9 protein-coding genes are annotated in these 12,310 nt (G+C 67.0%); 3 read left to right on the top strand and 6 right to left on the bottom strand.

Annotated elements, in window-relative coordinates; all coding sequences use genetic code 11:
* Positions 1–107: 107 nt before the first annotated feature.
* Positions 108–392: a GIY-YIG nuclease family protein gene (locus HDC94_RS14120; protein WP_179498626.1), complete on the top strand. Its 285-nt coding sequence runs from the start codon at positions 108–110 to the stop codon at positions 390–392.
* Positions 393–547: 155 nt separating this feature from the next.
* Here the strand turns inward: HDC94_RS14120 and HDC94_RS14115 are convergent, their stop codons facing one another.
* Both HDC94_RS14115 and HDC94_RS14110 read right to left on the bottom strand, forming a co-directional pair.
* Entirely contained in the window at positions 548–1,513 is a 966-nt protein-coding gene (locus tag HDC94_RS14115; RefSeq protein ID WP_179498625.1) for a metallophosphoesterase, read from the bottom strand.
* Positions 1,513–4,071 (bottom strand): transglycosylase domain-containing protein, encoded by a 2,559-nt coding sequence (locus HDC94_RS14110; RefSeq protein ID WP_179498624.1) that lies wholly within the window; start codon positions 4,069–4,071, stop codon positions 1,513–1,515. Before HDC94_RS14110 ends, HDC94_RS14115 begins: the two co-directional genes overlap by 1 nt.
* A 52-nt stretch (positions 4,072–4,123) precedes the next feature.
* Between HDC94_RS14110 and HDC94_RS14105 the strand changes: the two genes are divergently transcribed.
* Together HDC94_RS14105 and HDC94_RS14100 are read left to right on the top strand one after the other, a co-directional pair.
* On the top strand, positions 4,124–4,282 hold the full coding sequence (locus HDC94_RS14105) for a DUF4177 domain-containing protein (protein ID WP_179498623.1): 159 nt from the start codon (positions 4,124–4,126) through the stop codon (positions 4,280–4,282).
* Complete coding sequence (locus HDC94_RS14100) at positions 4,279–4,743, top strand: RidA family protein (RefSeq protein ID WP_179498622.1); 465 nt, start codon at positions 4,279–4,281, stop codon at positions 4,741–4,743. The genes HDC94_RS14105 and HDC94_RS14100 overlap by 4 nt, the downstream gene beginning before the upstream one ends.
* Before the next feature lie 173 nt (positions 4,744–4,916).
* Here HDC94_RS14100 and HDC94_RS14095 read toward each other — a convergent pair whose 3' ends face one another.
* The 4 genes from HDC94_RS14095 to HDC94_RS14080 form a co-directional block, all read right to left on the bottom strand.
* A complete protein-coding gene (locus HDC94_RS14095; RefSeq protein ID WP_179498621.1) occupies positions 4,917–5,873 on the bottom strand; it encodes a type IV toxin-antitoxin system AbiEi family antitoxin domain-containing protein in 957 nt (318 codons plus the stop codon).
* Positions 5,874–6,057: 184 nt separating this feature from the next.
* The gene (gene acs, locus HDC94_RS14090) at positions 6,058–8,025 is read right to left on the bottom strand and encodes an acetate--CoA ligase (protein ID WP_179498620.1); all 1,968 of its coding nucleotides are present in this window, start codon (positions 8,023–8,025) and stop codon (positions 6,058–6,060) included.
* A gap of 623 nt (positions 8,026–8,648) precedes the next feature.
* Positions 8,649–9,941 (bottom strand): glycosyltransferase, encoded by a 1,293-nt coding sequence (locus tag HDC94_RS14085; protein ID WP_179498619.1) that lies wholly within the window; start codon positions 9,939–9,941, stop codon positions 8,649–8,651.
* A 56-nt stretch (positions 9,942–9,997) separates the two neighbouring features.
* Positions 9,998–12,193, bottom strand: a complete 2,196-nt coding sequence (locus tag HDC94_RS14080; protein ID WP_179498618.1) for a glycoside hydrolase domain-containing protein — start codon at positions 12,191–12,193, stop codon at positions 9,998–10,000.
* Positions 12,194–12,310 lie beyond the last annotated feature (117 nt).

Raw genomic sequence — 12,310 nt, 5'->3', positions numbered from 1 at the left:
CGCAGCCCGCCGTCATCGAAACCCCACCACCGCGCAACCCCGACCCGTTCTCCACAACGCACGCGCCCACACCCGAGCTCGTGGCATCCACCCGCCATGCTCATGCCATGCCCCACATGTACATCCTCCGCTGCGGCGACGGCACGTACTACGTCGGCAGCGCGCGCGACCTCGACCATCGCATGCACCAGCATTTTCTCGGCAAGGGCTCGACGTACACGTCGAAGCGGATGCCGGTGGAACTCGTCTACGCGGAGGAGTACGAGAGCATCGGCGAGGCATTCGCCCGCGAGAAGCAGGTGCAGGGGTGGAGCCGGGCGAAGCGCGAGGCGCTGATCGCGCAGCAGTGGTCGCAGCTTCCGGGGCTGAGCCGGAAGAGGGCGCGGGAGTGACTCGGGGGTGAGGTTTCGATACGGCGGGCTTCGCCGCGCCTACTCAACCCACAGCATGGGACCGCAGCGCGCCTACTCAACCCACAGCTGAACGATGCCTCCTGCTGGTTGAGTAGGCGCGGCGCAGCCCGCCGTATCGAAACCCCGCCGACGCCCTACAGGAGGTCGTCGCCCGCCACCAGGGTGACCACCACGGCCTCCGGGGGGCACGCGAAGCGGAACGGCGCGTAGATCGACGTGCCGATGCCCGCACTCACGTTGAGGTACGCGGTCTTGCGGGCGTGACGCCACAGCGTGAGGCCCTGGGCCTGCTCCGGCGGGATGTCGCAGTTGGTGACGAGCGCCGGGCGACCCGGGATGCGCACCTGCCCACCGTGGGTGTGCCCAGCGAAAATCACCTCGGCACCGTGCGTGACGAACGAGTCGAGCACACGGCGATAGGGAGCGTGGGTCACACCGATGCGGATCGGCTCGGGCCCAGGCTCATCCTGCCAGCCGACGTTCTCGTGCATCTCCTCGATGGCGCCAGGCAGGAGGTCCAGTCGGTCCCACGAACGGTGCGCGTCGTTGACGCCGAAGAACTCGAGCCGCGAGCCGCGGAGTTCGATGGCGCGCGCCGTGTTGTTGAGGTCGAGCCAGCCGAGGCCGTCTTCGAAGTAGCGCTCCATGGCATCCACGTCGAGTGACACGGCCTTATCCGGCCGACCACTCGGCGAGATGAAGTAGTTCAACGGGTTCTTCAGCTGGGGGCCGTAGTAGTCGTTCGAGCCGTTCACGAACACCCCGGGCACGCCGGCGAACACGTCGAGCGCGCGCTTCACGCCCACGAGGCCCTCGGGGTGCCCCATGTTGTCGCCCGTGTTGACGATGAGGTCGGGCTCAACGATGGATGCGAGGGATGCCACCCACTCCTGCCGGTGCGCCTGCCACGGTGCCATGTGCAGGTCGGACAGGTGCAACACCGTGATCGGCCGCGACCCCGGCGGCAGCACCGGGAGCGTCTCGTGGCGCACCGTGAAACGGTTGCGCTCCACGAACACACCCCAGGCGAAGGCTGCCGCCCCCGCCGCGGCAGCGACCCCGAGGGATGTGCCAACGACGCGGGCGGCGGTTCCTGCCATTAGCAGGAGGTCTTCTGGACGGTCAGCGTGATGTTGTCGTTCGGCTTCATCACGGTGCCAGCCGACGGGTTCTGCGAACCGACCTTGCCGATACGCGGGTCGTCCGGCTGGGTGTTGTTCGGCAGCTTCTGGCAGCGCTCGTTGATGCTCGTGAAGCCGAGGCCCGCGAGCACACCCTGTGCTTCACCGAAGCTGTACGACTTGCCGTCAGCAACCACATCCGGCATCGTCTTGAGCTTGCCGTTGCTGGTGTAGACCGTGATGACGATCGACGGTGCGGACGACGATCCCGGGGGCGGGTCGGTCGCCGAGACCTTGCCAGCCTCGATCTCACTGTCGATGGCTCCACCGTCGGCGTAGCCGAAGCCGAGACCCTCGAGCAGGGCCTTCGCCGCTTCCGGCGTCTGGCCGCGCACGTCGGGCACCGCGAGGCTCGACCCCTTGGCCAGCGGGCCGGGCGGCGGGAACTCGCCGCCGCCGTACTTGGCGTCGATCACGGCGAGCGTCGACGCCATCACGGGGTGACGCAACTGGTTGCCGACGTAGCCAGCCCACTCGTAGTTGTAGAGGGGGTCCTGACCGATCGAGTTGCCGACCCACACGGCGGTGGCGACGCGGGTCGTCGAGGTGACGATCCACGTGTGCTCTGCCGTGTTGGTGGTACCCGTCTTACCGATCACGGGAACCCCGTCACCGGGGTTGGACGCCGAACCGGTACCGCCGGTCATCACGGCGCGCAGTGCGTAGGCGGCTGCCGAGGCAACGTCAGGCGAGATCGCCTGGCGGCACTCCTGGGTCTGCCCGGGAAGGTCCTTGCCATCGGGGCCGATCGCCCGGTCCACCACGATCGGCTTGCAGTACTTTCCGCCAGCGGCGACTGTCGCGTAAGCGCCTGCCATGCCGAGCGGCGTGATCTCGTTCGTTCCGAGAATGGCCGAGGGCTGCGTGGTCAACGGCTCACCGTCGGCTCGCTCGACTCCGAGATTCGCCGCCATCTGGGCGATCTTGCACTGGTCGAGCTGGATGGCCATCGAGATGAAGGCACCGTTGATGGAGCCGGCTGTCGCGCTCACGACGTCGACCGCACCGGGCGACTGCCCACCATCGTTCTTGAACTCGTAGTTTCCGCCGTAGGGGCCGTTGCAGGAGTCCTGGAACTTCGCCATGTTCTCGGTGCGCGCGTTACCACTTACCCGGTCGTACAGTCCCTTGCCGGCATCCAGCCAGGCGAGCAGCGTGAACAGCTTGTACGTCGAACCGCCGGGGAAGCCGGTGGATGACCCGTACTCCTCATTCACGTTGTAGTTGACCGCCGACGTGCCGGGGCCGCCACCCTCGAGTGTGTTGTCGTAGACCTTGTTCTCGGCCATCGACAGGACGCGACCCGTGCCCACCTCCACAGAGGTGCTCGCACCACCGAGGTTCATGGCGGTCTCGTTGTAGTTGACGTAGTCCCACAGGCGATCCTGCGCGTTGACAGCGATGTCGAGGTCGAGCGTCGTGTACAGCTGGTAGCCGCCGCGATCCCAGTTCTCCTGGCGCTCGTTCTCGTCAGCGCCGAGGAACTCGAAGTTCTTGACGTTCTTGACGACGTAGTCGCAGAACCACTTCGCGTAACGGTCGGCAGCGATGCATCCGTTGCTCGCCTCGGAGGGCTTCACGAAGTTGTCGTCGACGAGGGTGTCGAACGCGGCCTGGTACTCATCGGCCGTGATCATGCCGAGGCGCTGCATGGAGCCGAGGATCACGTCGCGACGTGCCTCGTTGTCCGCGTAGTTGTCGGGGGTGTCGAGGGCGCGCGAACCGGGGAACTGCACGATCGCGATGAGGCTCGCGGCCTGGGGGAGCGTAAGGTCCTTCGCGTCGACGCTGAAGTAGCGCTGCGCCGCGGCCTGGATGCCGTACGTGTTGTCGCCGAAGAAGGCGATGTTGAGGTACGCCGTGAGGATTTCCTTCTTGGTGTACTTCTTCTCGAGACCGATCGCGAGCTTCATCTCCTTGAGCTTGCGGTCGAACTCGGGAGCGGTGGCCTCGTCGTACGCGGCCTGACGCTCCTCCTCGGTGGGCTTCTCGAGAGCCTCCTGCACGTAGATCTGCTTCACGAGCTGCATCGACAGGGTGGACGAACCACCCTCGATGCCGCCCGCGGTGATGTTGTCGAGGGCGGTACGGATGACGGACTGCACATCCACTCCGCCGTGCGTGAAGAAGCGCTCGTCCTCACCCGCGACCGCGGCATCCAGCGCGTACTGGGAGATCTGGTCGTAGGGGACTTCCTGGCGGTTCTGCTTGTAGATCCGGGCGATTTCCTTGTAGCCGCCGACGTTGCCCTCGCCCGTGTACTGGGCGTAGAGGGTGTTGCGCTCGGGCTGCTGCCCGATCTCGATGTACTCGGGGAGGCTGTCGAAGATTCCGATGGTGCTGGATGCCGTGATGCCGGTGAGAGCTACTGCGGGAGTCACCATGACGGTCACCAGAAGGCCCGCGATGACGCTGAGGCTGAGCAGACCGAGTGCTCCTGAGGCCGCGCTAGATCGCGGAGGTTTTTGGGCAGACATACAATCAATGGTACGGGACACCCCCTGCCATCTACCTGAACGGATGCCCCCAATGCCCTCCTGGGAGTACATCACCACCCCGCTTCTCATCCACAACACGACCGCGATCCTCAACAACTGGGGCTCCCAGGGTTGGGAGCTCGTGCAGATCGTGACCGGCCCTGAAGGTGGCCTCGTGGCCTACATGAAGAGAGAGACGCCAGCCGAATGACCTCACAACTGGATGCCCGGCTCGCCGAGCTCGGACTCGTTGTACCCGCCACCTCCAAGCCCGTTGCGGCGTACATCCCCGCGACCGCCGCAGGCAACCTCGTCTACACGTCCGGCCAGCTGCCGCTGCTCGACGGCGCACTGCCCGCGACTGGCAAGGTCGGCGCATCTGTCACCGCTGAGGATGCCGCGGTCTATGCGCGACAGTGTGTGCTCAACGGCCTCGCCGCGGCCCGCAGCGCCATCGGGTCGCTGGACCGCATCACGCGCGTCGTGAAGGTTGTCGGGTTTGTGGCATCCGACCCGTCGTTCACCGGGCAGCCCGCCGTCATCAATGGCGCCTCGGAGCTGCTGCACGACATCTTCGGCGAGGCAGGGCAGCACGCCCGCAGCGCCGTCGGCGTCGCGGTGCTGCCGCTCGACTCCCCGGTGGAGATCGAGTTCATCTTCGAGTACGCGTAGGTCGCGGTCGCACCGTCGCACTAGCTGGCACCCTCCCCTTCCCTTCCCTTTCACTCTTTTCCGGAGGGTTCGGGGCTGGGAGCGCTCCATCGCGAAACTGCTGTGATTTCGGGGCACAAGCTCCGGAGAAGTGCAGGATTCGCCGAGTGCGCGCCCGCGCTGAACGGCGCGGCTCAGCGGATTCTACGTCGGTGATCCCCGCGGGACAGGTGCTCGAGCAGCGGCCGCTGCCACTCGTGTGGCTCGAACATCACCATGCGATAGCGAGCGCGCAGGGTGATGAACCCCCGCGCAGCCGACCGGGCGTTGCGGCGCGCATCCCTTTCTGCGTCGCGAGGAGCGTCGTGGAACTGGCCACCGTCGGTCTCCAGAATCAGCGAGGTCCCCAGGAGAAAGTCGACCTCGCCAACTCCAGGGATGACGGCGTGGAATATGAAGGGGATGCCGCGATCCATGAGCCATATCCGAACGATCGACTCCAGCCCCGAGTCGGAGCGGCCATCGATGTAGCGCTCCCACTCGGCGATCCTCCTCGGCATTGACCTGAGAAGAGCACGAACTTCCTTGTCGGTCAGAACGCCGTGCCGAACGGCGGAGTCGGCACACGCGACCGCCATCTCCTTGCTCTCGGTGCGGAGGATCTGTGCGAGCGCCTCGAGTGCAGTGACCATCAGCACGGACGTCTCAGGAGGCTCGCAACTCGGCACGTGCCAGTGATGCACGAGATCGGGCCGAGTTCCGAACATCACCCTGCCGGGCCTCGCAACGTTGCCGTGGTTGCGCCAGCTGATGTGAATGCGCTGATCGATACCAGTCCACAGGCCGTAGGCGCGGGCTGCGCTGACGGAGCCGAGAACTCCGCCGTGCTGGATGGCGATCTTCAGACCAGGATCCAGGTCGTTGAGGGCGTAGCGCGAGCGTCGGAGGCGCTGAATGTGGCCTTCCCTCACCGCGCGGGTCAGGCCGTAGGGGCTGAAGCCTTCCGCTATGAGTTGTGGCCGTGTCGCCACGCCTCCGAACGAGGCGAGTACCTCGGTGATGTCACGGGTGCGCACCGGGCAAGGATGCTCGGCCTCGCGCCGGTGCGATGCGGATGTCGCGGCATCCGTGAATCCTCGTACCGCGCGCATCCCGGTGCAGGAGTGGACGAGCGGCGCCCGACCCGCGCTGTCTTTTTGCTTTTTTCCGGAGCATCCGAACTCAGATCACACCAGTTACGCGAAAGAGCGCTCCCGGACGCGAAACCTCCGGAAAAGAGTGAAATAGATGGGGGAGGTCGGTAGCGCGCCTCGCCCCGCGGCTAGCTGGAACGGGCTAGCCGGTGACGTTTGTCGTGATGATCTGCATCACCGAGGTGTCGGCGAGGGTTGTTGTGTCTCCGATGGCGCGACCCTCCGCGACATCCTGGAGCAGACGGCGCATGATCTTGCCGGAGCGCGTCTTCGGCAGCTCTGCCACCACGAAGACCTGCCTCGGCCGCGCGATGGCACCGATGGCCGTGGCCACGTGCGCTCGCAGGGCAGCGGATGCCTCATCCGGCGTCATATCGCCCGCGAACTCCGCACGCAGGATCACGAACGCGACCACCGCCTGCCCGGTCTGCTCGTCGGCGGCACCCACGACGGCGGCCTCCGCCACCATCGGGTGCGACACGAGCGCCGACTCGATTTCGGTCGTCGAGAGCCGGTGCCCCGAGATGTTCATCACGTCGTCGACGCGTCCGAGCAGCCAGATGTCGCCGTCCTCATCGACGTGCGCGCCATCGCCCGCGAAGTAGCGTGCCTTCTCCGGGGTCGAGAACCTCGACCAGTAGGTCTCCTTAAAGCGCTCGGGGTCACCCCAGATGCCCCGCAGCATCGACGGCCACGGCTCGCTCACCACGAGCAGGCCGCCGTGGGGCGGGTCCACGCGCGTGCCGTCCTCCCCGAGGATGTCGATCGTCACACCCGGGATCGGCACCTGCGCCGAACCCGGCTTGAGAGTCGTCTGGCCGGGGAGCGCTGCGATCATGATGGCGCCGGTCTCCGTCTGCCACCAGGTGTCGACGATGGGGGCGGTGCCCGCGCCGATCACGTCGTGGTACCAGATCCAGGCCTCGGGGTTGATCGGTTCGCCGACCGACCCCAGCACGCGGATGCTCGACAGGTCGAAGCCATCCGGAATCTCCCGACCCAGCTTCATGAAGCTGCGGATCGCGGTCGGCGCGGTGTAGAAGATGGAGACCCTGTACTTCTCGATCAGCTCCCACCAGCGACCCGGATGCGGCGAATCCGGCGTTCCCTCGTAGAGCACCTGCGTCGCGCCATTGGCCAACGGGCCGTAGACCACGTAGCTGTGCCCGGTGATCCAGCCGACGTCGGCGGTGCACCAGTAGACGTCGGACTCCGGATGCAGGTCGAAGACGTTGCGGTGGGTGAAGGCAGCCTGCGTGAGGTACCCGCCCGAGGTGTGCAGGATGCCCTTCGGCTTACCGGTCGTTCCGGAGGTGTAGAGGATGAACAGCGGGTTCTCCGCCTCAAAACCCTCCGCCTCGTGCTCGGGGCTCGCGGAACCCACGGTGTCGTGCCACCAGAGGTCACGGGCATCCGCCCAGGCGACCGGGTTCTCGCCACGGCGCACGACGAGTACGTGCTCGACGCTCTCCGCGCCAGATTCGAGCGCGGCATCCACCACCGGCTTGAGCGGGAACACCTTTCCCTTGCGCCAGCCGCCGTCGGCGGTGATCACGAGCTTCGCCTGGGCATCCTCGATGCGGCTGCGCAGGCTCTCGGCGCTAAAGCCCCCGAAGACAACGGAGTGCACGGCACCGAGGCGCGCCACCGCGAGCATCGCGACGACCGCCTCCGGAACCACCGGCATGTAGATCGCGACGCGGTCGCCCTGGCCGATGCCGAGGGAGGCGAGGGCGTTCGCCGCGCGCTTCACCTCGGTCGTGAGCTCGGCATAGGTGATGGTGCGGGAGTCGCCTGGTTCACCCTCCCAGTGGAAGGCGACACGATCGCCGCGGCCCGCGAGCACGTGACGGTCGAGGCAGTTGTAGGCGACGTTGAGGGTGCCATCCGCGAACCATCTCGCGAAGGGGGCGTTCGACCAGTCGAGCACCTCGGTGAAGGGCGAGTGCCAGTCGAGGCACTCGCGGGCCTGCGTAGCCCAGAACTCGAGACGGTCCGCGCGGGCCTCGGAAGAGAGGTTCGGACTTGCCACCGACTGCGCCGCGAACTGCTCGCTCGGAGGGAAGCGACGGTGCTCCTGGAGCAGACTGTCAATGGAATTCTCAGCCATCAGATCCTCGTCGATCCCTCATAAAACCGGTGAACTACCCGATCATAAACCGCACAGCAAAAACCCATTGACTTCGCGGGCCAAACCGATACGCTGAGGGACGTTGCACGTTGAGTGCGATTAGCGGTGCCACCGATTCCCCCCAATCAGGCACTGCTGCGGCGGCGCCTGTTCCCCCCAATAGGCGCCGCCCCTCTCTGTTTAAAGCGTCGATGTCCCCGCCATCGACGCGTCGTGGGTGGTCGCGAAAGACTGCGGGTTGAGTAGCCGCGGCGAAGCCCGGCGTCATCGAAACCTCACGTCCGAAGTTGCTCGGTGGTGAGGTTTCGATGACGGCCGCTACGCGGGCCTACTCAACCCGCGGGGTTGACGGCCGCTTCGCGGGCCTACTCAAACCGCGGGTTGGGGGTTGTTGTTGGTTGAGTAGCCGCGGCGAAGCCCGGCGTATCGAAACCTCACATCCGAAGTACATCGGTGGTGAGGTTTCGATAACGGCCGCTTCGCGGGCCTACTCAACCCACGGGGTTCACGGCCGCTTCGCGGGCCTACTCAACCCACGGGGTTCACGGCCGCTTCGCGGGCCTACTCAACCCACGGGGTTCACGGCCGCTTCGCGGGCCTCTTCAGCCCACCGGGGCCGCGGCGGCGACGGGGTCCGTGCGGAAGAGGCGGTCGAAGACGTTCGCCCGGTCGAACTGCAGCGCGTACTCGCGTGCACCGCGGGCGCGGCGTGCGAGTTCCGTTGCGTCGAGGGCCAGCGCGTCCTCCATGGCTTTGGCGATGGCATCCGGATCCTCCACGGGCACGATCGTCGCGTGATCGCCGACGGCCTCGCCGATGCCGCCCGCGAGGGTCGTGACGACGGGGCCACCGCCCGCCAGCATCTTCTCCGCGAGGGCGATACCGAACGTCTCCACGAAGTCACGGCTCGGCTTGCTCGGCAGCACGTAGACGGCGCACGCCTCCATGAGGTGCGGCTTCTCGGCATCCCCCACGTCATCGAGAAAACGGATGCGGTCCGCGAGCGGGGATGCCGCGGCGATGCCGTGCAGGCGCTCTGCATCCGGTCCGCGCCCAGCGATGACCAACTCAACATCCGCGGGGAGCGCAGCACGCTCGAAGCCGGCGATGAGGTCATCGACCCCCTTCGCGGCCTGCAAGCGGGACAGGAACAGCACGTAGCGGTTGCGGGCGAGCCCGCGCTCCTCGAGCACCCGCGCGGTCTCCGCAGGGTCAAGGTCGAGGTAGGCCGAGGTGTCGATCGCGGGGTAGGAGATCTCGATGCGCTCGCGGCAGGCGTTCGCGTAGCGGGTGCCGTGGCGGGCATCCAGCTCCTCGGCCGCCGCGATGATCATGTCGCGCGTGTACTCCGAGACCGCGACCGCGCGGTCCTGGCTCAGGTAGGCGCTGAAGATCTGGGCGGCCGCGCCGAAGGCGTCCCGTTCGAGGCTCGAGCGCACGACGTTGGTGATGTCGCTTCCGACGGCCTCGGCGATGGTCGTGACATCCACCGGCAGGCCGGTCGACCGCGCAGTCGTCACCGCGTCCGCGACGGCGAGCGTGTGCGGGCTCAGGTACAGGGAGAGCACGGTGGTGGGCACGCCATCGGTGAGGAGCTCGACCAGGCGTCCCGTGATGCCCGCCGTGTAACGACCGTCCGGAACCTTGTAGTCGCCCACGGGCTCGGGGCGCTCCACCGTGATCCCCGGGCTGTAGGGGAGCACCGACTCGAGGGGCTTGAGCGGCAGGCCGCTGGACTGCAGCCGCTCGAGAGGCCACGTGACGATACGCACATCGTCGAAGCCGCGGGTGAGCGCGACCTCAGCCAGGTTGCGGCCCTCGACGGAGTGGCCACAGATCACCGGGTCGGCGCGGTTGACGATGATGAGGCGACGGGTGGGGAGTTGAGTGTCCATACACGGTTCCTTAGGACGGGCTCGGGGCGGAGCTGATCTGACAGAGGGGGACGGCGTCAGAGGACGCGGGTGGAGGGCGGGCGTTCTCGACGCCCCCACTCGCTCGGCTCGGGTCCGAGTCGCACCAGGAGGGTTCCTCCGCGGTGCAGTTCGTCCGCGCGGATCCAGCTGCGTTCGAGAGCGACCCCGTTGAGGTCGACCGACTGCACGTACTGGACGGGACCCCCGGGCACGGGATCCACAAAACCCTCGGTCTCGATCGCGAAGGTGCCGCCGGGGGCGGCGAGCTTCGCGGAGCGGAACGAGGGTGCGTTGACGAAGAACAGGTTCTGGCCGGCCGCGGGCATCAGCCCGAGCGAGGCCCAGACGTACCAGGAGCTGAGGCCGCCGGAGTCGTCGTTGCCCGGCAGGCCGCCACGGCCGGTGCCGAACTGCTGCATGACGACGTCGTGGACCACCTCGGTGGTGCGGTCGGGGCGACCCGCGTAGTGGTAGGCCCACGGGGCATCCATGTCGGGCTCGTTGTTGAGACCCTCGAAACGTCCGAGGGCGTAGCCGGCCGTGAGTTCGGCCTCACCGGGGGCGAGCCCCGGCTGCGTCACGGCGGGCGCTCCGTAGCCGAAGAAGGTATCGAGCATCCCGACGAAGGCCTCGTCGCCGCCCGCGAGTGCGATGCGGCCGGCCATGTCGTGCTGCACACGGAACGAGTAGTTGTAGCGGCTGCCTTCGTAGAACGTGGAGTCCTTGAGGAGGCCGGTTGCGGGGTCGTAGGCGTTGACCCAGCGGTCGGCGTAGGGGGCGAGCTCCTCGACGAGCGCGCGGTCACCGACGGCAGCGGCGACCTTGGCGGTGCACCAGTAGCCGAAGGCGAGGTCGAGGGTGTGGGTGATCGGATGCGCCTCCCCCCGCAGCAGGAACTCCTCGCCGTAGAGCCTCCGCAGGTCGTTGTGCATGTGCACGAGCGCCCACTCCCAGTCGATGCCGGGCATGCCGAGCTGGCAGAGGTCGGCGAGGAAGGTGTGCGCAAGGGCGCTGCCCTGGCGGGAGAAACGGTCGCTGCCGACGGCCATGCGGTAGCCGATCGGGAAGTTGCCCTCCTCCTCGGCGATGGTCAGGAGTGCGTTGGCGAGCTCGACCGCGCGTTCCGGCTGGATGGCCGTCACGAGGGGGAGCTGGGTGCGGTAGATGTCCCACATCGTGGAGATGTCGAACGCGAACGGGCCGTCGCCCGGCCAGAACGGGCTCTCGCCGGGGGCGAGCGACGGCTTGATGAGCGAGTGGTACATCGCCGTCGAGAACACGGTCGAACGCTCGGGCGATGGTGACTCGATGGCGATGTTCTGCAGCTGCTTGCGCCACGCCTTCTGGGTGCGCTCCCGGCGTCGCGTGAACTGGCCCGGCTGCGTGCCGACATCCTCGTGGAGGTTTCGTTTGGCCTGCTCGACGCCGCGCAGCGAGAAGCCCATGCGCAGCTCGACCTGCTGGCCCTCCGTGCTCGGCCCCGCCCACATGAGGCCGAACGAGCGCAGCGTCGTCGGGCGGATGTGGTCGAAATCGAGCCGCGTGCCGCCGGGCATGAGCCGCCGGTCGTACCAGAGCATCTGCCGCCAGTTGTCGGCGTCGCACTCGAGGTACACCGACAGCGGCGTGCCCTCGACGACGATCGTGCCCTGGGCGATGCCGGGAGCCACCGACTCGAGGTGGGCGCGCAGCGGGATCGTGGAGGAGTGCGGGATCGCGAGGCCGCCGAGCGAGAAGTCGATCACAACTCGGGCGTTCTTGTTCGTGGGGAACGTGTAGCGGTGCACGGCGCTCTTGGGCCCGACGGTCAGTTCGGCGCGCACCCCAGAGTCGAGCGTTGCGGCGTACCATCCGGGCTCCGCCACCTCGTCGGTGATCTCCCACTCCCTGCCGAGCACATCGAGCGGCTCGAGCATCGGCGAGACGCGGAAGTAGTTGTAGTACTTGCGGATCGCGCCCGTGCCCGACTGCTGGAAGTGCGTGAACCCGGATGCCACGGACTTCTCGAAGATCGTCGGCGGGATGCCCTCCGTGTTGAGGTCGTAGTGCCCGTAGCCGGTCGGATAAGCACCGGAGTACGCGCACGCGGACACCATGCCGAACGGATAGGTGGCCCCGGGGTGCGTGTTGCCCACCTGCGGCTTGGGCCACCACCAGGTGGCTGCGAGACCCGTGGGCGCGGGAAGCGCCGTGGCTTCCGTGCCGATGAAGGGATCGACGTGCTCGATCATGATCCGAGGCTAGGCGCTGAATGTCTCCAGCACATTACGTGGGTGTGAACTGTCGAAAGGCGCCGAGTGTTCCGAAAGTGCCGTTCTGGGGGTGCGCATTACGGCACTTTCGGAACA

Source organism: Leifsonia sp. AK011 (genome assembly GCF_013410945.1).
Lineage (GTDB): Bacteria > Actinomycetota > Actinomycetes > Actinomycetales > Microbacteriaceae > Rhodoglobus.
Note: the sequence above shows the minus strand (reverse complement) of the source record. Positions and strands in the feature narration are given on the sequence as shown.

What these genes read in the sequence shown, in the direction of transcription:
- HDC94_RS14120 (WP_179498626.1), top strand. Translation starts at nt 108, where the DNA reads ATGCCCCACATGTACATCCTCCGCTGCGGCGACGGCACGTACTACGTC.
- HDC94_RS14115 (WP_179498625.1), bottom strand. Translation starts at nt 1,513, where the DNA reads ATGGCAGGAACCGCCGCCCGCGTCGTTGGCACATCCCTCGGGGTCGCT.
- HDC94_RS14110 (WP_179498624.1), bottom strand. Translation starts at nt 4,071, where the DNA reads ATGTCTGCCCAAAAACCTCCGCGATCTAGCGCGGCCTCAGGAGCACTC.
- HDC94_RS14105 (WP_179498623.1), top strand. Translation starts at nt 4,124, where the DNA reads ATGCCCTCCTGGGAGTACATCACCACCCCGCTTCTCATCCACAACACG.
- HDC94_RS14100 (WP_179498622.1), top strand. Translation starts at nt 4,279, where the DNA reads ATGACCTCACAACTGGATGCCCGGCTCGCCGAGCTCGGACTCGTTGTA.
- HDC94_RS14095 (WP_179498621.1), bottom strand. Translation starts at nt 5,873, where the DNA reads ATGCGCGCGGTACGAGGATTCACGGATGCCGCGACATCCGCATCGCAC.
- acs (WP_179498620.1), bottom strand. Translation starts at nt 8,025, where the DNA reads ATGGCTGAGAATTCCATTGACAGTCTGCTCCAGGAGCACCGTCGCTTC.
- HDC94_RS14085 (WP_179498619.1), bottom strand. Translation starts at nt 9,941, where the DNA reads ATGGACACTCAACTCCCCACCCGTCGCCTCATCATCGTCAACCGCGCC.
- HDC94_RS14080 (WP_179498618.1), bottom strand. Translation starts at nt 12,193, where the DNA reads ATGATCGAGCACGTCGATCCCTTCATCGGCACGGAAGCCACGGCGCTT.